Consider the following 23,499-nt stretch of genomic DNA (forward strand, 5'->3'; position numbering starts at 1 on the left):
TCATGCCCGGCATCTCAACCCCCTTCATCCGTTATCCGGTCGCCACCACCCTGTTGATGGTGGGCATCCTGTTCGTGGGCATCATCGCCTATCCCCAATTGCCGGTGGCGCCGCTGCCGGAAGTGGATTTCCCGACCATCCAGGTCTCCGCCAGCCTGCCCGGCGCCGACCCCGCCACCATGGCCTCGTCGGTGGCCCAGCCTTTGGAGACGCAGTTTTCGCTGATCCCCGGCATTTCGGAGATGACCTCGTCGAGCCAGACGAGCTCGACCCAGATCACCCTGCAGTTCGACCTGTCCCGCAATATCGACGGCGCCGGCGCGGACGTGCTGGCGGCCATCAATGCCGCCAATGGGCAATTGCCCAAGAACCTGCCGAGCCCGCCGACCTATCGGAAGGTCAACCCGGCCGATTCCCCTATCCTCCTGCTCGGCGCCACCTCCGACACGCTGCCGCTGACCGACGTTTCCGATCAGGCGCTCACCAAGCTGGCCCAGGCCATCAGCCAGATCGGCGGTGTGGGCCAGGTCAATGTCGGCGGCCAGCAGACCCCGTCGATCCGGGTCCAGGTCGATCCGGCCAAGCTGGTGGCCAAGGGATTGTCGCTGGAGGACGTGCGAACGCCGCTCGCTGTCACCACCGTCAACAATCCCAAGGGCACCTTCAACGGCGCCACCCGCTCCTACACCATCTATGCCAACGACCAGCTCACCGACGCCAAGGACTGGAACGACGTCATCATCGCCTACCGCAATGGCAGTCCTGTGCGTGTGCGCGACATCGGGCAGGCGGTGAGCGCGCCTCAGGACGACACCCAGGCCGGCTGGGCCGACGGCAAGCGCGGCGTCTTCCTGGTGATCTTCAAGCAGCCCGGCGCCAACGTCATCGAAACCGTCGACAATGTCATGAAGGTGCTGCCCCGCCTGGAGGCCGGCATTTCGCCCGCCATCAAGATCTCCGTGCTGTCGGACCGCACCCAGACCATCCGCGCCGCCGTGAAGGACGTGCAGTTCACGCTGCTGCTCACCATCGGCCTCGTCGTCATGGTGATCTTCGTCTTCCTGCGCAGCGTATGGGCCACGGTGATCCCCTCCATCACCGTGCCCCTGGCCCTGCTGGGCGCCTGCGCCCTGATGTGGCTGGCCGGCTACAGCCTCGACAATCTCTCGCTGATGGCGCTGACCATCGCGGTAGGCTTCGTGGTCGACGACGCCATCGTCATGCTGGAGAACATCACCCGCCACATCGAGGAGGGCGAGAAGCCGATGGCCGCTGCCCTCAAGGGGGCCGGCGAGATCGGCTTCACCATCCTGTCGATCAGCATCTCGCTGATCGCGGTGCTGATTCCACTCCTTCTGATGAGTGGCATCATCGGGCGGCTGTTCCGCGAATTTGCGATCACCCTCGCCATGACCATCGTGGTCTCGGCCTTCGTCTCGCTGACCCTGACGCCGATGATGGCCTCGCGCTTCCTCAAGCCGATTCACGAGGAGCGTCACGGCAGGCTCTACAAGCTCAGCGAGTCCTTCTTCGAAGCCATGGTGAACGCCTATGAACGCGGCCTCGACCTCGTGCTGCGCTTCCGCTTCCTCACCTTGCTGACCTTCTTCGCCACGGTGGCCTTGTCCGGCTATCTGTTCGTGATCATCCCCAAGGGCTTCTTCCCGCAGCAGGATACCGGCCTGATCACCGGCGTCGTCGAGGCGGCGCAGGATACGTCCGTGGCCGACATGGCCCGCCATATGGAGGAGCTGGGCGCCATCGTGCTGAAGGACCCGGCCATCGCCCATATGGCGATGCGCATGGGCGGCAACGGCAACACCCTCAATGACGGCACCATGTATATCACGCTCAAGCCGCGCGACGAGCGCAGCGCCTCGGCCGACCAGGTGATCCGCCGCCTGCAGCGCCAGACCGCCGCGGTCGAAGGCGCGCGGCTCTATCTGCAATCGGCCCAGGATGTGCGCCTCGGCGGCCGGCCCTCGCGCACGCAGTTCCAGTTCACCCTGCAGGGCACCGACATCGACCAGCTCAACCAGTGGGCGCCCAAGCTCCTGGAAGCCATGAAGACGATGCCGGAGCTGCGTGACGTCGCCTCCGACCAGCAGGCATCCGGCACCACGCTGACCCTGTCGGTCGACCGCGACCAGGCCGCCCGCTACGGGCTGACGCCCGACATCATCGACGCCACGCTCTATGATGCCTTCGGCCAGCGCCAGATCGCGCAATTCTCGACCCAGCTCTCGACCTATTACGTCATCCTGGAGGTGCTGCCTTCCCTGCAGAAGAGCACGGCGACGCTGCAGCAGATCTATCTGCGCTCGCCGACTACCGGCGGCGAGGTGCCGCTCTCGGCCTTTGCGAAATGGAGCACCGATCCCGTCCGCCCGCTGGCCATCAACCATCAGGGACAATTCCCGGCGGTGACGATCTCCTTCAACCTGGCGCCCGGCGTGGCGCTCGGGCAGGCCACGGCCGCCATCGAGGCTCTGGAAAAGCGCATGGAGCTGCCGGCCACCATCGGCTCGACCTTCCAGGGCACGGCGCAGGCCTTCCAGGACTCGCTCGCCTCGGTGCCGATGCTGATCGTCGCGGCCCTGGTGGTGGTCTACCTGATCCTCGGCATCCTCTATGAGAGCTTCATCCACCCCCTCACCATCCTCTCAACCCTGCCCTCGGCGGGGGTGGGGGCGCTGGCGACGCTGCTGCTGTTCCATTTCGACTTCAGCCTGATCGCCCTGATCGGGGTCATCCTGCTGATCGGCATCGTCAAGAAGAACGGCATCATGCTGGTCGATTTCGCCATCGTCGCCGAGCGCGATCACCGCATGAGCGCGGTGGAGGCGATACGCCGGGCCTGCCTCCTGCGCTTCCGGCCGATCCTGATGACCACCATGGCGGCCCTGCTCGGCGGCGTGCCGCTGATGCTGGGCTCCGGCACCGGCTCGGAGATCCGCCAGCCTCTCGGCTATGCCATGGTGGGCGGCCTGATCGTCAGCCAGGTGCTGACCCTGTTCACCACGCCGGTGATCTATCTCTATCTCGACGGCTTTTCGAAATGGCTGAGAAGCGGCCGCGATGCGGAGGAGTCGGGCGAGCCGCCGGAAACCCTCCTGGCTGCAGAGCCGGGGGAAGACCAGGATCTGGTCCTGCCCGAACCGCGGGCGGTGGCGATGCGGTGAGGAGCCGCACCCCTGGGCAAAGGACGTTCCTGGGGGAGCACATCCTCGCCTGCCCTCCCAGGAAAAATCGATGTCAGGCGGCCCGCGCGATCATCTCGATGGGGGCGATCAGCCCATCGGCGAGGGCCGACATGACATTGCCGATGCGCAGGGGAGCGTTCTCGCCCATCAGCACCTGGGGACCGAGCGGCGACGGGCCCTCGCGGGCCACCTTCTCCTTCATCTCGCGGCCGAGCCTGAGCGCAAGGTCGCGATGGCTGCGCTCGAGCTCCAGGCTGAAGCCGGCCTGGGCCAGGGCCTGGCGGTAGCGGCTCGGCGGTTCGACGAAGCTGGTGGCCGAGGTCATCGCCCAGGGCATCGGGAAAGGCAGTTCGCCCTTGCCCTGGTGCATGATGTCGTAGACGCCGAAGCGCGCTCCCGGCCTGAGAACCCGGCGTATCTCGCGGAAGAGCGTGTCCTTGTCGGCGATGTTCATGCCGACATGGAACAGGGTGGCGCCGTCGAAGCTCGCGGTCTCGAAGGGCAGCGCGAGGGCGCTGCCCTGCACGAAGGAGACCCGTCCGGACAGATGGCAGCGCCGGGTCACCGCTTCCGCCACGGTGACGAATTCGGCCGTGAGGTCGATACCGGTGACGCTGCAGCCAAGCGCCTGCGCCAGATGCCTTGCCGGCCCGCCGATGCCCGAGCCGACATCGAGCACATGCATGGCATGGGTGAAACCGAGATCTTCGGCGAGTTCCTCGGTGGCGGCGGCCCAGCCGAGATGGAACTCGTCGATGCCGGCGAGATCGCCGGTGGTGAGGCGGTCGGGATCCTTGCCGGCGGCCTCCAGTGCCGCAAACAGCGTGCGTTCGAGCGAACCTTGCGTGTAATGGCTGGCGACGGCGCCTTCGATGTCCATGGCCGCATCCTTTCTTGGCGGGATGGTATTAAGCGGTGGCATCGTAAGTTCAGCAGTCACTATACCGCGCGCGGCCAAGCAATGACAGGCATGTCGCAGTATCGGCTGGAGCGCGCGGGGACTTGCCCTGCGCAGGCGCTTTGTCATAAGCGTTCTAACAAAGCGTTTTGCGATTTTTGCGGAATCGCAAAGACGCCCGGGCCGATCCATCGGATAGGCTTGAAACAAGGAGCTGGAGAGAAGGGCGTTTGGCTAAAACGCGCCGTGCTCTCGAGGAAACGCCGGTTTTAAAGCCGGTGCGCGTTGGAAGGCCGCGGCACGACCCCGGCCGATGGGAGGAAGGCATGTCTGAGGCCAAGATCTACGACGTTCCGCGCGAATGGGCCGAGGAAGCGTATGTCGACAATGCGCGCTACCAGGCGATGTATGAAGCCTCCATCAGCGATCCCGAGGCCTTCTGGGGAGAGCATGGCAAGAGAATCGGCTGGTTCGAACCCTATACCAGGGTCAAGAACACCCGTTTCGAGCCCGACGTCTCGATCCGCTGGTATGAGGACGGCACCACCAACGTCGCCTGGAATTGCGTCGACCGCCACGTCGCCGAGCACGGTGACCGCACCGCCATCATCTGGGAGGGTGACGATCCCTCCGAAAGCCGCCACATCTCCTATCGCGAACTCGCCAGCGAAGTGCAGCGTTTCGCCAATGTGCTCAAGGGCGAGGGCGTCAAGAAGGGCGACCGTGTCACCATCTATCTGCCGATGATCCCCGAAGCGGCCTTCGCCATGCTGGCCTGCGCCCGCATCGGCGCCGTCCATTCCATCGTGTTCGGTGGCTTCTCGCCCGATTCCCTCGCCGGCCGCATCACCGATTGCGGCTCGACCGTGGTGATCACCGCCGACGAGGGCCTGCGCGGCGGCAAGCGCGTGCCCCTCAAGGCCAATGTCGACGCGGCCCTGGCCAAGGTCGGCGGCGTCTCCTCGGTGGTGGTGGTCAAGCGCACCGGCGCGCCGGTGGCGATGGTGACCGGGCGCGATCACTTCTACGCCGATCTCGCCGCCAATGTCTCCGACGAGTGCCCCTGCGAGGAAATGGCTGCCGAGGATCCGCTGTTCATCCTCTACACCTCCGGTTCCACCGGCAAGCCGAAGGGCGTGCTGCACACCACGGCCGGCTATCTCGTCTACGCCGCGATGACGCACCAATATGTCTTCGATTACCGTGCGGGCGACATCTACTGGTGCACCGCCGATGTGGGCTGGGTCACCGGCCATTCCTACATCGTCTACGGCCCGCTGTGTAACGGCGCCACCACGCTGATGTTCGAGGGCGTGCCGAACTATCCGTCGGTGTCTCGCTTCTGGGAGGTGATCGACAAGCACCAGGTCACCATCTTCTACACCGCTCCCACCGCGATCCGCGCCCTGATGGGAGCCGGCGAGGAGGCGGTGAAGAAGACCTCGCGCGCCTCGCTCCGCCTGCTCGGCTCGGTAGGCGAGCCGATCAATCCGGAAGCCTGGGAATGGTATCACCGCGTGGTGGGCGCCCATCGCTGCCCGATCGTCGATACCTGGTGGCAGACCGAGACCGGCGGCATCCTGATCTCGCCGCTGCCCGGCGCCACCCGGCTCAAGCCGGGCTCGGCCACGCGGCCCTTCTTCGGGGTGCGCCCCGAGATCGTCGACGCCGAAGGCAATGTGCTGGAGGGAGCCTGCGAGGGCAATCTCGTCATCGCCGATTCCTGGCCGGGCCAGATGCGCACCGTCTATGGCGACCACCAGCGTTTCTTCGACACCTATTTCTCCGCCTATAAGGGCAAATATTTCACCGGCGACGGCTGCCGCCGCGACGAGGACGGCTATTACTGGATCACCGGCCGCGTCGACGACGTCATCAACGTCTCCGGCCATCGCATGGGCACGGCCGAGGTCGAGAGTGCGCTGGTGGCGCATGAGCTGGTGTCGGAAGCCGCCGTTGTCGGCTACCCCCATGATCTCAAGGGTCAGGGCATCTATGCCTATGTCACCCTGATGGCGGGCAGCAGCGGCGACGAGACCCTGCGCAAGGAACTGGTCGGCTGGGTACGCCGCGAGATCGGGCCGATCGCCTCGCCCGATCTCATCCAGTTCGCGCCCGGCCTGCCCAAGACCCGCTCGGGCAAGATCATGCGCCGCATCCTGCGCAAGATCGCCGAGGATGATTTCGGCTCGCTCGGCGACATCTCCACCTTGGCCGACCCGACGGTGGTGGAGGACCTCATCGCCAACCGCCAGAACAAGCCCAAGGGCTGAGACCGGTGCCGGGAATCCGGTGGGCATTTCTTGCCGCGCTGGCTTGCTGCTTCGGCACCGCCGCCCCGTCACGGGCGGATGACGGGCCGTTGCGCCCGGATGCCGCCCGCTTCGAAGCGGCTTTCCGGCCCGGCGCGACGGGGACGGTCAAGGGGACATCCGTGCCGCTCGACAGCCATGTTCTCGGCGAGGTCACGGTGTCCACGGGCCAGATCGTGGCCTGCGATCCCTTCGTCTTCATCGAGGCCAAGCCCTTCATTCGCGCCGTGCCGAAGGGGCGCTTTCCCGTACGCATCGCTGTCATGCGTTCGAAGCGTTTCGGCGATCGCATTGCCTTTGCGCGCGTCGAATTCTCGCAGGCGCCGGTCGTGACCTGGGAACGGGCTTTGGTGCCGGGGCAGGACCCGGCCAAGCTCGGCAAGAACGAATATTACGGCTTCCCGGTCGATGCGGGCACCGGCGCCTTTCTTGATCCCGCCGTTGGCGCGGAGATTGTCGCCCTCCCCCCCGATCAGATGCAGGCCCTCGATGACGATTGGATCCGCCAGGCCGAGAGCTATGGCAAGGAGCACGGGCTACCCTTCGCCCTGCCGGTCTCCCGAGGTGCCCATGCCCTCGTATTGTTCTCGAGCGGCTGGGGCGATGGCGCCTATCCGTCCTGGTTCGGCCTGGCGGCCGACGGCAGCGTGGCAATGCTGCTGACCGATCTGCGCGTGGTGGATGACCCCGGCCGGCAGGAATAACGCTCCCCGCCCCGATCGAGCCAATTTTCGTCGCTTGCGGACTTTTGCCGTTCACGGCAAGCGTCTACACAGGATGGATCGGCCTTCCCCTTACTCCTGCCTCCGACGGAGGCGGGCCAGCTTGCCATGTCCAATCAGCGTTTTTCCCGCCAAGCTCTCAACCTTGCCTTCGACCGGATCATCCCTGGCTGGATGCGCCTGCTGGTGCGGCGCAGCGAGAGCGGCATGGTGGCGCTCGCGGCCGTGGTCGGGGCCTTGGCCGGCTTGGCCGTCTACGGCGTCGCCGCCACCGCGCAGCTCGCGCATGAGCTCTTCTTCGGCCTGCAATCGGAGGAGCGGCTGAGCGGCACTCTCGGCCTGCCGGTGATCCTGGCGGTCTCGATGCCGCTGCTCGGCGGCCTGCTGCTCGGCCTGTTCAACCTGGTTCTGGCGCGGACCCGCTCGCCGCGCCCGGTCGATCCGATCGAGGCCAACGCCCTGCATGGCGGGCGCCTGTCGCTCACCGGCAGCATCATCGTGGTGATCCAGACCTGGATCTCCAATGCTTTTGGGGCTTCCGTCGGGCTCGAGGCCGCCTATTCGCAGGTCGGCTCCGGCATCGCCTCGCGGCTTGGCCTCGGCTTCCATCTGCGCCGCGCGGATCTGCGCCTGCTGGTGGGCTGCGGTTCGGCCGGCGCCATTGCCGGCGCCTTCAGCGCCCCGCTGACCGGCGCCTTCTACGCCTTCGAGATCATCATCGGCACCTATGCCGTTTCGCATCTGGCGCCCGTCGCCGCCGCAGCCATCGCCGGCACCATCGTCACCCATCTGCTTGGGATCGATTCCTACGCCTTCGTCATCAATGTCGGGTTCCGGCCTCAGGCCTCCTCCTTTGCGGCCCTGGTCGGACTCGGCCTGTTCAGCGCCGCCGTCGCCATCCTGGTGATGCTCGGCGTCGCCATGACGGAAAAGGGGTTTCGCCGCCTGCCCCTGCCGATCTGGCTGATGCCGGGCCTCGGCGGAGTGATGGTCGGCGGGCTCGCCTTGATCACGCCGCAGGTCTTGTCATCGGGGCACGGCGCGCTGGTGAAGATGCTGGCCGGCAGCGAATTGCCGCTCCTGGTGCTGGGCGGGCTGATCGTGCTGAAGGCGATGGCCTCCTGCATCTCGCTCGGCTCGGGCTTTCGCGGCGGCCTGTTCTTTGCCTCGCTCTTCCTGGGCGCGCTGGTGGGGCAGTTCTATCTCGGCGGCATCCATCTGTTCTCGATCACCGCCGGGCTGACGCCCCATGCTGCCGCGCTTGCGGGCATGGCGGCTCTGGCGGCGTCCGTGATGGGCGGGCCGCTGACCATGAGCTTCCTGGTCCTGGAGATGACTGGGGACTTCCAGCTCACCGTCGCCGTGCTGCTGGCGGTGATCATCGCCTCCATCACCGTGCGCGAGACCTTCGGCTATTCCTTCGCGACCTGGCGCTTCCATCTGCGCGGCGAGGCGATCCGCAGTGCCCACGACATCGGCTGGGCGCGCGACCTCACCGTCGGCCGCGTCATGCGCAAGCCGGCGCCGACGGTCGACAAGGACGCCTCGCTCGTCGTCTTCCGCAATGCCCACCCGCTCGGCACCACCCATTACATCGTGGCCGTCGACACCCTCACCAACCGCTACGCCGGGCTGATCCGGGTCGCGGATGCCTACCAGGTGAGCCCGGAGAACCAGGATGGCGGCAGTCCGGTCGGGGACCTCGCGCTCTATCGCGACGAGGTGCTGACGGCGGGCATGACGCTGAAGGAAGCGACCGAGCGCATGGAGGGCTGCGAGGCCGAGGCACTGGCGGTGGTGGACGAGGCCGGCCATGTCATCGGCCTCCTGTCGGAAGCCCACGCCCTGCGCCGCTATGCCGAAGCCGCGGACCGCGCTCGCCGCGATTTGGCGGGCGGCGTCTAGCTTCCCCTATCGCGAGGGCTGGACGCGGGCCAGGAAGGCGAGGATCTCGTCGCCGATCTGGCGGTGCAAGGCCGTTCGGTCACGCGTGCCGCCGTCCCGGCAGACGAAGCTCTCGCCCGGGGCGATCCTCTCGATGGCGGCGGGCGCACCCGGCAGGCAGAGCTGCATGAAGCTGAAATGGGTGGCGTCGGGGATCGGCAGATAGCGCGTGGTGGTCTGCGGCAGCGCCTTGGCGAGATAGTCTGAATCCTGCTGCAGGGCTGCGATGCCGGGAACCGGCGTTCCTGCCGCAAGCACCAGAACCGGTATCCTGACATCGGCCAGGCTTTCCGGCGTGAAGCCGAGCGCGGGCCCAAGATCTAGGGAGACCACGGCGCCAATCCTGCTATCGCGGAGGTCGGCGCCCAACCTAGCGCGATCGGCCCCGCCGTCGCGCAGCCCGAGAGCCGTGAGCGCTTCGCAAAGAGGCGCGGGCGAACAAAGGGCGGGAAGGCGACCCGCGTCATACCGCCCGCCGGCCAATGCCATCACCGTCCAGCCGCCGAGGGAATGACCGATGGCGGCGATGCGGCCCGCCTCGATGGGGCCGGCAAGGCCCGGGGCGGCGCTGACGGCATCGAGAACCCGGCTGAGATCGCGGGGGCGTTCCCACAGGCGGACTGCCTGTTCCGGCCGCTTGTCGAAAGTGGTGGTGCCGGGGTGATCGGGCGCTGCCACGATGTAGCCTTGCCCGGCGAGGTCTGCCGCCAGCCAGTTCAGGTTCCGCCAATTGCCGCCGAAGCCGTGCGACAGCAGGACGAGCGGGTGGCTGCCGGCTGCGGGGCGGGCATTCTCCACGACCTGGATGCCGGGAAAGATTCCGTCCCGGCCGCCCACCATCGTCACGGGGCCGGAGGCGGCGGTCGGATACCACAGCCGCGCCTGCAGCGGCCGCTTGCCGCCCGGATCGGGGATGTTGAACACCTTGGTGGCGATCGGCTCGCCGGCCAGGGCAGCATGGCCTGCCAGGCAGACGGCAAGGGCGAGGAGGAAAGAGAAACGGCGCATGGAACGCTCCAGGAATGGTTGATCCCAACTTGCGAGAGGTCGACCTGTCATTGCGAGCGGAGCGAAGCAATCCAGAGGCCTGCAAGCTTGGAGTTCGGGGCTCCTGGATTGCTTCGCTCCGCTCGCAATGACGTTCTATGGCTCGAGCCCAATGCGACTTGGGATGACGCCCCTTTCCTGCTGTGCCGCGGCCGGTTCTTGCGACCTGGAACATGTTTGAGGTCGTGCCGGAAGGCGATGGGGGACCCGCTCCTATCAGGGCGGCGTCCATGCCGTTGACGCCGCCTGCGAAAATAGCTAGGATATCTGATATATCAGATATGGTGAGAGCGATGAGCGCCTTTGGCCATTTCCAGGATCGTACCGGCGGGAGGCCGCTTGCGGCTCAGCCGGGCATGACGACGGCGGCGGCCGTGCATCGGGCGCTGCGGGACGAGATCGTCTCCATGATCAGGCTGCCTGGCGAGAAGATTGCCGAGGCCGAGGTCGCGGCGGCGCATGCCGTCAGCCGCACGCCGGTCCGCGAGGCGCTGCTGCGTCTGGCCGACGAGGGGCTGGTCGAGATCGCAGCGCGGTCGGCCACGCGCGTTGCCCGTATTCCCGCCGCCATCCTGCCGGATGCGATCTTCGTGCGCTCGGCCGTCGAGCACGCCACGGCGCGCGCCGCCGCCCATCAGGCTCGGGGCAGCAGCGTCACCCTGCTGCGCGGCCTGATCGAGCGCCAGCGCGAGAGCCTCGGGGCTGGCGACATCAATGCCTTTCATGAAGCGGACGAAGCTTTTCACGCAGCCCTCGCCATGGCGGCGGGCCGGCCCGGTGCCTGGGAGATGGTGCAACAGGTCAAGACCCAGCTCGACCGTTACCGCCGGCTGACCCTGCCGGAGGCCGGGCGCATGCTGCGCGTCGTCGAGGAGCACGGCGCCATTGTCGATGCCATCGAGGCGCATGACGCCGAGAAGGCCGGCCGCGCCATGGATCATCATCTCGACGGCCTGCGCCGGAGCCTGGCCTCCATCCGCGATCACAACCCAGACTATTTCTCCGGGGATGCCGCCGGTATCTCCGCTGCCTTCGAGACGCTGCTGTTCCGGTGAGAAGCTGTCCGTACATCAGCGCTCTGTCATCCTCTTCCCGGGGTCTTCGACCCCGCCGGGGATGACAATCCTCGATTCCCCCAGCCGCGGCCGGTTCTCAAGCGGCCCATCCCAGCGATCCCGACAATCCAGAAAGTCCCTATGTCCTACCAGTCCCTCGAAATTCGCCACGCCAGCCACCCCGAAGCCGTCAAGAGCCTGGATACGCAGGGCCTGCGCCGCGAGTTCCTGATCCCCGATCTGTTCGCCGCCGGCCGCATCAAGCTGGTCTATTCCCACGTCGAGCGCATGATCATCGGCGGCGCCTGTCCCGTCGACGCGCCCCTGGCCCTGCAGACGCCGAAGGAGGTCGGGCAGTCGAGCTTTCTGGCCCGGCGCGAGCTTGGCATCGTCAATATCGGCGGGCCGGGGATCGTGCGGGTCGACGGCGAAGCTCATGACATCGGCACGCGCGAGGCCCTCTATGTCGGCATGGGGGCCGGCGAGGTTGTGTTCGAAGTCAGCGACGGCGCCGCGCCGCCGCGCTTCTACCTTCTCTCCGCTCCCGCCCATCGCAGCTGTCCGACGCGGCGGATCGACGCCTCGGTCGGGCGGATCCTGGAGCTTGGCGACAAGAGTACCGCGAATGAACGCAGCATCCACCAGATGCTGATCCCGGGCGCGGTCGACTCCTGCCAGCTCGTCTTCGGCATGACCACGCTGGCGCCGGGCTCGGTGTGGAACACCATGCCCTGCCACACCCATGACCGGCGCAACGAGGTCTATCTCTATTTCGACCTCGCGCCCGATGCGCGCGTCTTCCATTTCATGGGCGAGCCGCAGGAGACCCGCCATCTGGTGGTGGGCGAGGGCGATGCGGTGATCTCGCCGCCCTGGTCGATCCATTCCGGCGTCGGCACCGGTGCCTATACCTTCATCTGGGCCATGGCGGGCGACAACCAGGATTATGCCGACATGGACATGGTCGCGACGGCGGATCTGCGATGAGCGGCGCGACGATGAACACGGCTTTCGCCAATCCCTTCGATCTCACCGGCAAGGTGGCGATGGTGACGGGATCGCGCACGGGGCTCGGGCAGGCCGTTGCCATCGCCCTGTCACAGGCCGGCGCCAGCATCGTCGGGGTCGATCGCGGCCCCGCCGAGGAAACCCGGGCGGCGATCGAGGCGCAGGGCGGCGCCTTCCTGGCAGTCACCGCCGACCTTTCCACCACGGCGCCTCTGCCCGAGGTGGTCCAGTCGGCGCTCGACCGTTTCGGTGCGCTCGACATCCTGGTCAACAATGCCGGCATCATCCGCCGCGCCGATGCCCTCGACTTCACCGAGGAGGACTGGGACGCGGTCATCGACGTCAACCTCAAATCGGCCTTCTTCCTGGCCCAGGCGGCGGCCCGCGCCATGCTTGCCTCCAGGGCCGACGGCAGACCCGCCGGCGGCAAGATCATCAACATCGCCTCGATGCTGTCCTTCCAGGGCGGCATCCGCGTCGCTTCCTACACCTCGGCCAAGAGCGGGCTGATGGGGCTGACCAAGCTGCTTGCCTGCGAATGGGCCGCCAAGGGCATCAACGTCAACGCGATCGCCCCCGGTTACATGGCGACCAACAACACGGCGCCTTTGCGCGCCGATGCCGAGCGCAATGGCCAGATCCTGGCGCGCATTCCGGCCGGGCGCTGGGGCGCTCCCGCCGATCTTGGCGGCGCGGCCGTGTTCCTGGCCTCGCAGGCCTCCGCCTATGTCCACGGCATCACCATCCCGGTGGATGGCGGCTGGCTGGCGCGCTGACGAGCCGATAAGGCGCAACGAACCTTCTCCCGCAAGGGGAGAAGGAATTCGCACAGCGGCCGCTTTTGGCCGTTAGCCAAAAATACAATCTGGGAGGCAGTTCATGAAGATATTGCAGGTCATCGACAAGATTCCCGGCGGGCTGATGCTGGTGCCGCTGCTGCTCGGCGCCTTGTGCAAGACCTTCTCACCAGGGGCGGGCAGCTATCTGGGGTCGTTCACCAACGGCCTGATCACCGGCACCGTGCCGATCCTCGCCGTCTGGTTCTTCTGCATGGGGGCGACCATCGACCTGAGGGCGACCGGCGTGGTGCTGCGTAAATCGGGCACGCTCCTGGTCACCAAGATCCTGGTGGCCTGGGTCGCCACCATGATCGCGGCACAGTTCATTCCCGATGGCGGCATCACCTCCGGCCTGTTCGCAGGGCTGTCGGTGCTGGCGATCACCGCCTCGATGGACATGACCAATGGCGGTCTCTACGCCGCGGTGATGCAGCAATACGGCACCAAGGAGGAAGCCGGCGCTTTTGTGCTGATGTCGGTCGAATCGGGGCCGCTGGTCAGCATGCTCATCCTCGGTGCCTCCGGCGTGGCGGTGTTCGAGCCGCGCCTGTTCGTCGGCGCCGTGCTGCCCTTCCTGATCGGCTTCGCCCTCGGCAATCTCGATCGCGACCTGCGCGAACTGTTCGGGCGCTGCGTGCATCCGCTGATCCCGTTCTTCGGCTTCGCCCTCGGCAACGGCATCGACCTCAAGGTCATCGCGCAGAGCGGCTTTGCCGGCGTACTGCTCGGCCTCGGGGTGATCGTGATCACCGGCATTCCCCTGATGCTGGCCGATAGGCTCATCGGCGGCGGCAACGGCACGGCCGGACTGGCGGCCTCCAGCACGGCCGGGGCGGCGATCGCCAACCCGACGCTGATCGGCGAGATGATCCCGAGCTTCAAGCCGGTGGTGCCGGCGGCCACCGCCCTGGTGGCCACCGCCTGCCTGGTGACCGCGATCCTGGTACCGATCCTGACCGCATTGTGGGCAAAGCGGATGGGCCGGGTGCCGGCCCCGCAGGACGAAGCCCTGGCCAGGCATGGCGTAGAGCCGATCTAGCTCCGCCCGCTGCCCTGTCTCAGCCGAGCAGCGCCGCGATGGCCGAGCGCAGGGCAGTCGGGTCGTCCTCCGGCACCAAAGTGAGGCCGGGACGCGCGTGAAGGCCGCAGGCCGGCGTGGCGATCACGGGCAGGCCGGCGGCAAGGGCGGCCAGGAGCAGGCGCGGCTGGTGCTCGACCAGAGCCGGCAGCACCACCCCGGCGAGGGTGGCGGGCGTTTCGCCCGGCGCCAGCAGGCGGACAGGCATGTTGCCCCAGAAGCCGAGGCTCTCACGCGCCTGACCCTTCACGGCAAGCTCGACGGGCAGGCCGTAGAGCGCCTCGCGCAGGGCATAGGCGCCCTTGCGGCCGAGGGCCGAGGCGGGAAACAGCAGGGTGCAGGCCCCCTTCACGGCCGGGAGCGGCCGGGCGGGAAACCAATCGAGCAGGTGGGTTCTGAACGGTTCGAGTGAGGCAATCTCCGCATGCGGGGTCAGCAGCCGGTCGGCCGCGGCCAGGGCGTTGCTTTCGGCCGCCACGATCGCTTCCGGCGCGCGGAAATCCGCCAGGGTCGGGCTTTCGGGATGGCGTACAGCGGCGGCATCGAGCCTTGCCTGCAGCACGGCAAGCGGCAGGCGTTCCATCAGCACCTCGAAGCTGCGGCCCTGCAAGGCGCCCGACAGCCACAGATGCGGCAGCAGGTTCTGCGAGACAACCAGATGCGTATGCCGGTGCGACAGTTTCGCGGCATAGGCGGCGGCGAGGCGGGCATCGCCCTGCAGCGCCTTCGCCTGCAGGCTGCCGCCGGTGGCGCCCCGCAGGGCGAGCGAGCGGCGCAGCGTGGCGATGGTGGCCGTGGTCTCGCTGCCGACAGCGCCGGCCGGCCAGTTATAGCGCGCGGCGCCGAGGCGGCGGGAGGGAAGGAACAGGGCATCCTCGCTGGCGGCCCTCTGCTTCAGCAGGGCCGCGAATTCCGGCCAGCAGGCATCGACCAGCCAGGCCGTCGGCACACTGGGGCGAAGGGGGCGCTCGGGATCGTTGCGATGGCAGTTTTCCTGGCCGCATTGGGTGCAGTCATGCACCGTCGGCCCCGCCGGCGGCGTTTCCGTCGGCAGGTCGGTGGCGTTGGCGCGGCCATGGCCGCGCAGGACGATCTCCAGCCTGTCCCGGCTCATCGTGGCTTCGATGCGGAAGGCGTGGGGGCTGCGGATGCGGAAGTCGACATAGTTCCAGAACACCGTAGCGTCGCGGCCGAGCTGGGCACGCGAACCGGGGACCACGCGGCTATGGGCATGGCGTTCGACGATCTCGAGCCCGGCTGCGAGGGCGGCTTCGTAAAGGGCGTTGGAGAGCTGGCAGAGGCCACCGCCGACGCTGGCGATCAGGCAGCCTTCGCGCAGCTCACGGCCTGGCACGTAGCCGCGCGCCCGGCTGGCCCGGCCGACCTGCTTCCAGAAGCTGAGCACCGCGCCGGCCGGTACTTCGACGCCGTCCAGTCCTTTCAGGGCCATGCGCAGATTCTGCACCTTGCCGGCGGTGAGCTCGCGATCCCTGGCCCCGGCGAGATTGGTCCATAGCGGCGAACTGGCCCGGCCCAGTACCGGCGCGGCGGCCAGCCGGCTCGAGCGGCCATGGCGGATCACCGGTTCGGCCGTGAATTTCTCGCTCAGGAAGCGCAGGCCCCGCAAGGCCATCGCCTTGGCCTCGAAGGCGAGGCTGTCGGCATAGGTGGGCACACTGCGTTGCGGAAGGGCGACCATGGCGGGATCCTGGCTCGGCTGAAAACTTGCCGAGACCTTATCGGTCCCTTGGCGAGCCCGCCGTGCGCGCTGGCACGCGGAGGGCAATTCTGGCTGTCGCGGGAACAGAATGAAGGATTGGCTGGGTGATGAAGGCGACGTGAGGCCGCGACGGTCAAGCCCCCCTCGCCCCGCCACTTGCGGGGAGAGGGTAAGGGTGAGGGGCTTCGCAGAGTTCAGTTTTCTACGCGTTGCGCTGCCCCTCATTCCGGCCTTCTCCCCGTCAGAACGGGGGAGAAGGGGTGGTCGGCGGCGCGCCCTTCCTCATAAGCTGCTATCGCGGCCTCTACCCCCGATCGAGCCAAGCGACCTCTTCCGGGGTCAGCGCGATGTCGAAGGCCTCGAGGCTGTCGTCGAGCTCGCTGAGCGTGCGCGGGCCGATCAGCGGCACCGAGGGGAAAGGCTGGGCCAGCACATAGGCGAGGGCGACATGGATTGGCCTCTTCCCGAGCCGGCGCGCCAGTTCGATCGCCCGGTCCCGGCGCGCGAAATTGCGCTCGGAATACCAGACCCTGACGAGTTCCTTGTCCTCGTGCCTGTCCCGCCCGGCCCGATCGGTGAAGAAGCCGCGTCCCTGGCTCGACCAGGCGAAATTGGGGACCTGGCGCGCGGCGAGCCAGGCCTTCCACTCGTCGTCCGAGGCCGAGACGCAGCCAGCCCAGATCACGTCCTGCATCTCGGCGAGGGCGAAATTGTTGGACAGGGCGCCCGGCCTCTGCTTGCCCGCCCTGTCGGCATAGGCGACCGCCTCGTCGAAGCGCTCGCGCGTCCAGTTCGAGCCGCCGAACGGACCACGGATGCGGCCGTCCCTAACCTCGGCATCCATGGCATCGACGAACTCGCCGACCGGCACGTCGAGATTGTCGCGATGCATGAAATAGACGTCGACATGGTCGGTCTTCAACCGTTCGAGCGATTGGGTGAGCTGCTGGCCGATGAATTCGGGGCGGCAGAGCGGCGTATGCGCGCCCTTGCCGATCACCACGCTCTGCTTGCGCACGCCCCGCGATGTCTGCCATTCGCCGAACAGCTTTTCGGTGATGCCGGCGCCGTAGACGAAGGCGGTGTCGAACAGATTGCCGCCCTTCTCGAAGAAGGCGTCGAGCAGGATGGCGGCGCTGGAGAAGCTCCTGAAATCCTCGAAGCCGAGCGCCACGGCGGAGGCGGCCGGTTCGAGGCCGGGAATGGAGCGCCGAGGTATCGGCCCGCTGCCTTGCCGGAGCGGCGTGCCCTTGAGCGTCGATGTCCGCCGCTCCGGCTTCTCGATGCCGTATTCGAGTCCGATCGCCTGCCGCCATTTGTCGAGCACCTTGAGCGAACCGAGGCTGTCGGCCCAACTCATGCCCGGCCAGGCGAATTCCTGGCGGCCTTCGCGAATGGCCTTGCCCGCGGCGTCGGCCTCGAAGGAATAGAGATGCCGTGTCTCCTCGACCTTCACCGTCTCGGCCGTACCGTCGGGCCTGACGATGCGGATCTCCTTGGTGCCGCCCGTGAGGCCGCTGCCGAACCAGAAATCCGCAACTTCGATGCTGCCTTTGGTGCCGAAGACGCGCAGCACATTGTCCTGCTTCAGCGAGATCGAGCAGGACACGTCGGCGAGGATGCCGCCCGGGAAATGCAGCAGGGCCGAGGCCCATTCATCGACGCCGGATTGCCCGAGATGGCCACTGCCGACGACGCTGTCCGGTTCCAGGACATCCTTGCCGACGGCGGCGCCGGCGATGAGCCGTGCCATCGAGACGGGATAGCAGCCGACATCGAGGATGCCGCCGCCCGCCAGGTCGTTGGCATAGAGCCGGTGTTCGGGCTTGAATTCCGGCATGGCGAAACCGAAGCTCGAGCGGATCAGCCGGACCTCGCCGATCGTGCCGGAGCGCACCAGCTCCACCAGCTTCAGGGTGAGGGGATGCTGGCGGTACATGAAGCCCTCGCCGAGGAAGGTGCCGGCCTTGCGGGCGGCATGCATCATGGCGTCGGCCTCGAAGGCGGTCAGGGCCAGCGGCTTTTCCACCAGCGCATGCTTGCCGGCCTCGGCCGCCTTGATCGCCCATTGCGCGTGGCCGGGATGGGGGAGCGCGATATAGACGGCGTCGATCCCGGGGTCGGCCAGCAGGGCCTCGTAGCCCTTATGGATGCGGGCGCCGGGGAAGGCTTCGGCAAGGCCCGGCCTCTCGGGATCACGGGTGCCGATCGCCGCGAGGATGCCGCTGTCGGAGTCGCCGAGGCCGGCGACGAAGGCCTTGGCGATGGCGCCGGGTCCGATGATGCCCCAGCGGATCTTGTCTTTCTCGGTCATGTCAGTCTTTCCGAAAGCTTGAAAGGAAAAGGGATTGGGCTCAGCGCAGGCGCTGGCCGTCCTTGGCGAACAGCAGGGAGCGGTGGCGGGGGATGGCGACGGTGAGGCGGCGTTCCTCGGCCCATTGGCGGGAATCGTCGCGCTGGATGATCAGCGGTTCAGCGGAGGCGGTGCCGGCATAGACATAGGAGGTGGCGCCCAGATGCTCGGCCATGTCGACCTCGACGGTGAGATCGGCGTCGCCGCTGCCCGCCGGTCCGAAATGTTCGGGCCGGATGCCGATGGCGACGTCGCTGCCGGATGCCGGCGCCGAACCGGCGAGCGGCACGGCAAGGCGCGCGCCTTTCTGGTTGAGCAGTTCGACCGTCACGCTGCCCTGTTCCGCCGCGACGACGCGGCCCGCCAGGAAGTTCATCTTGGGGCTGCCCATGAAGCCGGCGACGAAGCGGTTGGCGGGATCCTCATAGAGCTCGAGCGGACGCCCGACCTGCTCGACATTGCCGCCGCGCAGCACCACGATCTTGTCGGCCAGGGTCATCGCCTCGGTCTGGTCATGGGTGACGTAGATCATGGTTACGCCGAGTTCGCGGTGGAGTCTCGCGATCTCCACCCGCATCTGCACCCGCAATTCGGCGTCGAGATTCGACAGGGGCTCGTCGAACAGGAAGACCTTGGGATCGCGCACGATTGCCCGGCCAATCGCCACGCGCTGGCGCTGGCCGCCCGAGAGCTGCTTGGGCCGGCGCTGCATGAGATCGGTGATGCGCAGGATTTCGGCGGCCCGCTTGACCCGCCGGTCGGTATCGGCCTTGGGGTTGCCGTTCATCCTGAGGCCGAAGGAGAGGTTTCGCTCCACCGTCATATGCGGATAGAGGGCGTAGGACTGGAACACCATGGCGATGCCGCGATCGGCGGGCTCGACCTCGTTGACCACCTGGCCGCCGATGCTGATCTCGCCGCCGGAAATGTCCTCGAGCCCGGCGATCATGCGCAGCAAGGTGGATTTGCCGCAGCCCGAAGGGCCGACGAAGACCACGAATTCGCCGTCGGCGATATCGAGGTCGACGCCGTGGATGATCTCGAAATTGCCGAAGCGCTTGACCACGGAACGGAGCGTGAGGCCTGCCATGTCGGTCGCCCTTCTTTTGTTTATTTCACGGCGCCGGCGGCGATGCCGGCGATGAAGTGGCGCTGCAGGAGGAGGAAGACGGCCAGCATCGGAGCGGTCAGCAGCACGGCCCCGGCCATGATGCCGCCCCAGCTCACATTGGAGAGGCCGATCAGGCTGCCCAGCGCTACGGGCGCGGTGAACATCGCCTTGTCGCCGGCGATCAGGAGCGGCCACAGATAATTGTTCCAGCTCGTCAGGAAGAGGATGATGCAGAGCGCCGCCAGGGTCGGCCGCGCCAGCGGCAGCGCCACGAACAGGAAGATGCGCCATTCCCTGACGCCTTCCACGCGCGCCGCATCGAAGAGTTCCGCCGGCATCATGGTGAAGGCCTGGCGCATGAACAGCACGCCCAGCGAATTGAACAGGGGCGGCACGATCAGGCCGAACCAGCTGTTGGCCATGCCGAGGTCGCGCGCCACCAGGATGAATTGCGGGATGATCACCACGAAGAAGGGCAGGGAGATCGTGCCCAGGATGATGGCGAGCACCACGCCCCGGCCATGGAAGCGGTAGCGGGCAAGGGCCCAGCCGGCCATGGCCGTCAGTCCGGCCGAGAGCACGGTATAGGCGAGCCCGACCACGACGGAAACGGTCATGGCATGCAGGAAGTTGGTCGTCCGCTGCAGATTGGCGAGATTGTCGAGGAAATCGGTGCCGAACCAGAACGACAGGCCCGGCGCGTAGATGCCGTAATCGGGCATGGTGGCGAACACGCCCATCATCCAGAGCGGAAACAGCCAGACGAGGGCCATCGGCACGATCAGGGCGTGCAGGATGACGGCGTTGAGCCTTTGGCGGTTGGAGCGGGTCATCGCGGCTCCCTCGACAGGCGCAGCTGGACCAGCGAGACGATCACCGCGAGGGCCGCGATGGTGTAGGCGATGGCGGAGGCGTAGCCGACATTGCCGGAGAGGAAGGCCTGGCGGTAGAGCAGCAGGCCAAGCGTTTCCGTGGCCCCGCCCGGCCCGCCATGATTGGTGATCAGGAAGGGTTCGGTGAAGAGCTGCATGGTACCGGAGATCGAGAGGATGACGCAGAAGGTGATCACCGGCTTCAGGAGCGGCAGGGTGATGTGGAAGAACTGGCGGAGCTTGGAAACGCGGTCGAGCGTGGCCGCCTCATAGACGTCGCCCGGTATCGACTGCAGGCCGGCGAGGATGATGATGGCGTTGTAGCCCGTCCAGCGCCAGGTCAGGGCGATCATCACCAGCGCCAGCGCGGCCGTCGGATTGGAGAGCCAGTCGATCGCGGGCAGCCCGATCGAAGCGAGCAGCTTGTTCACCACGCCGAAATCCTGGGCGAAGATCAGGCGGAAGACGGCCGAATACGCGACCTCGCCCACCACGACGGGAGCGAAGAAGGCAAAGCGGAACAGGCCCTTGGCCTTGAGCAGGGGTGAATTGAGGAAGACGGCGATCACGGTGGCGAGACCGATCATCACCGGCACCTGGATGACCAGGATGATCAGCGTGTTCTTCAGGGCGTTGAAGAAGGCGGGATCGGAGATCAGCCGTCCCCAATTGGCCGCCGGCCTGAACACCCAGGGCGACACCCGCGTCTGATGCAGGGATATGATGAAGGAGGAGATGATCGGCCAGATCCAGAAGGCGAGGAAGATCGCCAGATAAGGCGTCAGGAAGCCATAGGCCGCGCGATTGTGTCGTTGCATCAGTGTTCTCCACGAGGGAGGGGGGATGACCGGAGGCCAAGCAGAATGAGGCGCGATCAACCTTCTCCCCTTGCGGGAGAAGGTGGCATTGCGAAGCGACGACGGATGAGGGGTGTTGGCGATCAACCAACAGGGGATGCGTTTCTCCCCTCATCCGCCCCTTCGGGGCACCTTCTCCCGCAAGGGGAGAAGGCAGGTCACGATCTTCCCCGCTACTGCGCCACCGGCAACCCCGAGGCCGACGAGATCTGGTTGGCGGCATCGTCGAGCGCCGCCTTGGCATCGGGGTAGCCCCCGCCCAGGAATTTGGTCTGCACCGTCTTCAGCGCCGCCTCGGCATCGTTGAGGAAGGCGGTGCCGTGGGTCGACTTGATCTTCGGCAGGGTGGCGAGAATGTCGGTCCAGATCGCCTGGTTGCCCCAATAGGGCTGGCCCTGCTTCACATAGGGGTCCTCCAGCGCCGAGTTCAGCGAGGGCACCAAGCCATAGGCCTTGAGCATGGTGACTTGGCCTTCATTGGTGGAGAGGGCGTATTTGACGAAGGCGAAGGCCGCTTCCTTGTTTTTCGAGCCGGCCGGGATCGCCAGCGACGAGCCGCCGATATTGGCGGCGCGCGGGCCGTCCGCCGTCAGGCTCGGCATGCGGTAGACACCCCATTTGCCGGCGAGCTCGGGCGCGTTGGTGCGGATCGTGCCTTCGTACCAGCCGCCGAACATGATGGTGGCGACCTTGCCGGCCTTGAGCGCCTGGATCTTGTCGGACCAGCCGGCCGAGATGATGGTGCCCGTGTCCTTGAGTTGCTTGAGCTTGTCGTAGACGGCGATGCAAGCGGGGGCATTAACCGTGACGGCGCTCGCATCCGCGGAGAAATAGTTGCAGCCTTGCTCGTTGCCGACCATGCGGAACCATTCGGTGGTGCCGTCGCCGTCGAGGTCGGTCGCGCTCATGGTCACGCCGGGATTGGCGGCGGCGATCTTCTTGCCGGCGGCGACGAAATCATCCCAGGTCTTGATGCTTGCCGGGTCGACGCCGGCCTTTTCGTAGAAATCCCGCCGGTAATACATCACGACCGGGCCGGAATCCCAGGGCATGGCATAGGCGGCCTCGCCCTTTTCCAGTTCCGCCCGCTTGAAATCGGCGAACTTGCCGGCGATCTCCGGCGTATAGCCGAGCGGCTTGAGATCGGCGAAGCAGTCGGGAAACTGGTTCCAATAGCTCTCCGCCTTGTAGTTCTCGATCGAGACGACATCGGGCAGGCCCGCCCCGCCGGCGGCGCAGCCGGCCTGGGTCTTGGAGAAGACCTGGGCGTTGCCGAGATCCTCCACCGTGACCTTCACATTGGGATATTGCTTGTTGAAGCCTTCGATATTGGCTTTCAGCGAGGCGGCGGCGATATCCCAGCTCCAGACCCGGATTTCTCCCGATTGAGCCGAGGCGGCCGTGGCGTGAAGCCCCGCGGCGAGTGCCAGCGCGGCGCAGCCGATCGTCTTGCGCATTCCATTCCTCCCCTTTTCATTTGCTCTTGTGTGGCGGGAAGCTACTTTAGGCAGGCAGCACGGTCTGTCTGCGATAAAGGGAAGATGGACTTGCCTGAAAGTAAGATGCAGGAACGCTCCTATTATCAGCCGACGGCCAACAGCGTCGAAAACCTGCCGACGGTGCTGCAGACCTTCCACAATACGCCGCGCATCATGCTCTCGCCCCACTGGCACGCCCAGGTCGAGGTGAACTTCATCGTCCAGGGCTGGGTGCATTACCGCATGGCCGGCTACGAGCTCAGGCTGGCGGCCGGCGACATGGTGCTGTTCTGGGGTGGCCTGCCGCATCAGATGGACGATGCCTCCGACGACGCCATCTATGCCGGCGCGCATCTGCCGCTGGTGCATTTCTTCCGGCTGCGCCTGCCCCCGGAGGTGCCGGCCCGGCTGATGGCGGGTGCCACCCTGCTCATCCGCGAGACGGACCCTTCGGATGGCGCCAATTTCGCGCGCTGGAACGGCTACACACGCTCCGGCGATATGGTGCGTGCCCAACATGCGGTGAGCGAATTGTTGCTGCGGCTGGAGCGGGTGCGTTTCGAACCCTACGCCCTGGTGCCGAGCCTCGATGCCCATGTCGGCCAGGCCGGCGCCGCCGATCCGCAGGCGCTGCGCCATGTGCGCAGCCTGTGCGACTTCATCGCCGACAATTTCCTCGACGACATCGACAGCGCCGACATCGCGGCGGCCGCCGACCTCCATCCCAAATACGCCATGAGCCTGTTCAAGAAATGCACGGGCATGACGCTGAACGATTATGTCAGCCTGCTGCGCCTGTCCTATGCGCAGGCGCGCCTGATCAGCGGCGACGGCAACATCCTCAGCGTGGCGATGGAGTCGGGCTTCGGCTCCCTCTCGGGCTTCAACAAGAGCTTCCGCAGGATCGCCGGCATGTCGCCCTCCGATTTCCGCCGCAGCGGGCAGGGCGAATCCATCGCGTCATCCCGGACGCGCCGCGGCACGCAATGGTGCAGCTGAGAT

At 66.6% G+C, this 23,499-nt stretch carries 17 protein-coding genes; 9 read left to right on the forward strand and 8 right to left on the reverse strand.

From position 1 onward, the window contains the following. Window positions 1–2 precede the first annotated feature (2 nt). The gene (locus tag J8I29_RS22565) at window positions 3–3,182 is read left to right on the forward strand and encodes an efflux RND transporter permease subunit (RefSeq protein ID WP_209433378.1); all 3,180 of its coding nucleotides are present in this window, start codon (window positions 3–5) and stop codon (window positions 3,180–3,182) included. Window positions 3,183–3,255: 73 nt separating this feature from the next. On the opposite strand, the gene J8I29_RS22570 is transcribed toward J8I29_RS22565, so the two are convergent. Then, window positions 3,256–4,083, reverse strand: a complete 828-nt coding sequence (locus J8I29_RS22570; RefSeq protein ID WP_209433379.1) for a class I SAM-dependent methyltransferase — start codon at window positions 4,081–4,083, stop codon at window positions 3,256–3,258. Between the two features lie 344 nt (window positions 4,084–4,427). Between J8I29_RS22570 and acs the strand changes: the two genes are divergently transcribed. From acs to J8I29_RS22585, 3 genes are all read left to right on the forward strand, one after another. Continuing rightward, window positions 4,428–6,374, forward strand: a complete 1,947-nt coding sequence (acs, locus tag J8I29_RS22575; protein WP_209433380.1) for an acetate--CoA ligase — start codon at window positions 4,428–4,430, stop codon at window positions 6,372–6,374. Between the two features lie 5 nt (window positions 6,375–6,379). Next, window positions 6,380–7,117, forward strand: a complete 738-nt coding sequence (locus J8I29_RS22580; protein WP_181161236.1) for a DUF4241 domain-containing protein — start codon at window positions 6,380–6,382, stop codon at window positions 7,115–7,117. A gap of 126 nt (window positions 7,118–7,243) precedes the next feature. Beyond that, window positions 7,244–9,040 carry a chloride channel protein gene (locus J8I29_RS22585; RefSeq protein ID WP_209433381.1) on the forward strand — a complete coding sequence of 599 codons (1,797 nt, stop codon included), beginning with the start codon at window positions 7,244–7,246 and terminating at the stop codon, window positions 9,038–9,040. Window positions 9,041–9,046: 6 nt separating this feature from the next. Here J8I29_RS22585 and J8I29_RS22590 read toward each other — a convergent pair whose 3' ends face one another. Continuing rightward, window positions 9,047–10,087, reverse strand: coding sequence for an alpha/beta fold hydrolase (locus J8I29_RS22590; RefSeq protein ID WP_209433382.1), 1,041 nt, complete (start codon window positions 10,085–10,087; stop codon window positions 9,047–9,049). Window positions 10,088–10,419: 332 nt separating this feature from the next. On the opposite strand from J8I29_RS22590, the gene J8I29_RS22595 reads away from it, so the two are divergent. The 4 genes from J8I29_RS22595 to kdgT all read left to right on the forward strand — a co-directional run bounded on the left by J8I29_RS22595 (window position 10,420) and on the right by kdgT (window position 14,067). Next, complete coding sequence (locus tag J8I29_RS22595; RefSeq protein ID WP_105863610.1) at window positions 10,420–11,181, forward strand: GntR family transcriptional regulator; 762 nt, start codon at window positions 10,420–10,422, stop codon at window positions 11,179–11,181. A gap of 141 nt (window positions 11,182–11,322) precedes the next feature. Continuing rightward, the gene (gene kduI / locus J8I29_RS22600) at window positions 11,323–12,168 is read left to right on the forward strand and encodes a 5-dehydro-4-deoxy-D-glucuronate isomerase (RefSeq protein ID WP_209433383.1); all 846 of its coding nucleotides are present in this window, start codon (window positions 11,323–11,325) and stop codon (window positions 12,166–12,168) included. Continuing rightward, window positions 12,165–12,965: a 2-dehydro-3-deoxy-D-gluconate 5-dehydrogenase KduD gene (gene kduD / locus J8I29_RS22605; protein ID WP_245197257.1), complete on the forward strand. Its 801-nt coding sequence runs from the start codon at window positions 12,165–12,167 to the stop codon at window positions 12,963–12,965. Before kduI ends, kduD begins: the two co-directional genes overlap by 4 nt. A 103-nt stretch (window positions 12,966–13,068) precedes the next feature. Beyond that, window positions 13,069–14,067, forward strand: coding sequence for a 2-keto-3-deoxygluconate transporter (gene kdgT / locus J8I29_RS22610; RefSeq protein WP_209433384.1), 999 nt, complete (start codon window positions 13,069–13,071; stop codon window positions 14,065–14,067). Between the two features lie 19 nt (window positions 14,068–14,086). Here the strand turns inward: kdgT and J8I29_RS22615 are convergent, their stop codons facing one another. The 6 genes from J8I29_RS22615 to J8I29_RS22640 form a co-directional block, all read right to left on the reverse strand. After that, the gene (locus tag J8I29_RS22615) at window positions 14,087–15,805 is read right to left on the reverse strand and encodes a VanW family protein (RefSeq protein WP_209433385.1); all 1,719 of its coding nucleotides are present in this window, start codon (window positions 15,803–15,805) and stop codon (window positions 14,087–14,089) included. Between the two features lie 325 nt (window positions 15,806–16,130). Continuing rightward, on the reverse strand, window positions 16,131–18,140 hold the full coding sequence (locus tag J8I29_RS22620; RefSeq protein ID WP_209433386.1) for an aldo/keto reductase: 2,010 nt from the start codon (window positions 18,138–18,140) through the stop codon (window positions 16,131–16,133). A gap of 40 nt (window positions 18,141–18,180) precedes the next feature. Beyond that, window positions 18,181–19,269 carry a sn-glycerol-3-phosphate ABC transporter ATP-binding protein UgpC gene (ugpC, locus tag J8I29_RS22625; RefSeq protein ID WP_209433387.1) on the reverse strand — a complete coding sequence of 363 codons (1,089 nt, stop codon included), beginning with the start codon at window positions 19,267–19,269 and terminating at the stop codon, window positions 18,181–18,183. A 20-nt stretch (window positions 19,270–19,289) separates the two neighbouring features. Further along, a complete protein-coding gene (locus J8I29_RS22630; RefSeq protein ID WP_105863604.1) occupies window positions 19,290–20,123 on the reverse strand; it encodes a carbohydrate ABC transporter permease in 834 nt (277 codons plus the stop codon). Beyond that, the gene (locus tag J8I29_RS22635; RefSeq protein WP_209433388.1) at window positions 20,120–20,980 is read right to left on the reverse strand and encodes a sugar ABC transporter permease; all 861 of its coding nucleotides are present in this window, start codon (window positions 20,978–20,980) and stop codon (window positions 20,120–20,122) included. Before J8I29_RS22635 ends, J8I29_RS22630 begins: the two co-directional genes overlap by 4 nt. A gap of 212 nt (window positions 20,981–21,192) precedes the next feature. Next, on the reverse strand, window positions 21,193–22,476 hold the full coding sequence (locus J8I29_RS22640) for an extracellular solute-binding protein (protein ID WP_209433389.1): 1,284 nt from the start codon (window positions 22,474–22,476) through the stop codon (window positions 21,193–21,195). A gap of 84 nt (window positions 22,477–22,560) precedes the next feature. Between J8I29_RS22640 and J8I29_RS22645 the strand changes: the two genes are divergently transcribed. Beyond that, window positions 22,561–23,496, forward strand: coding sequence for a helix-turn-helix domain-containing protein (locus J8I29_RS22645; RefSeq protein WP_245197258.1), 936 nt, complete (start codon window positions 22,561–22,563; stop codon window positions 23,494–23,496). The last annotated feature ends 3 nt before the right edge of the window (window positions 23,497–23,499 follow it).

Origin of the sequence: Labrys sp. LIt4, from assembly GCF_017813775.1 — a bacterium.
GTDB lineage: Bacteria > Pseudomonadota > Alphaproteobacteria > Rhizobiales > Labraceae > Labrys > Labrys okinawensis_A.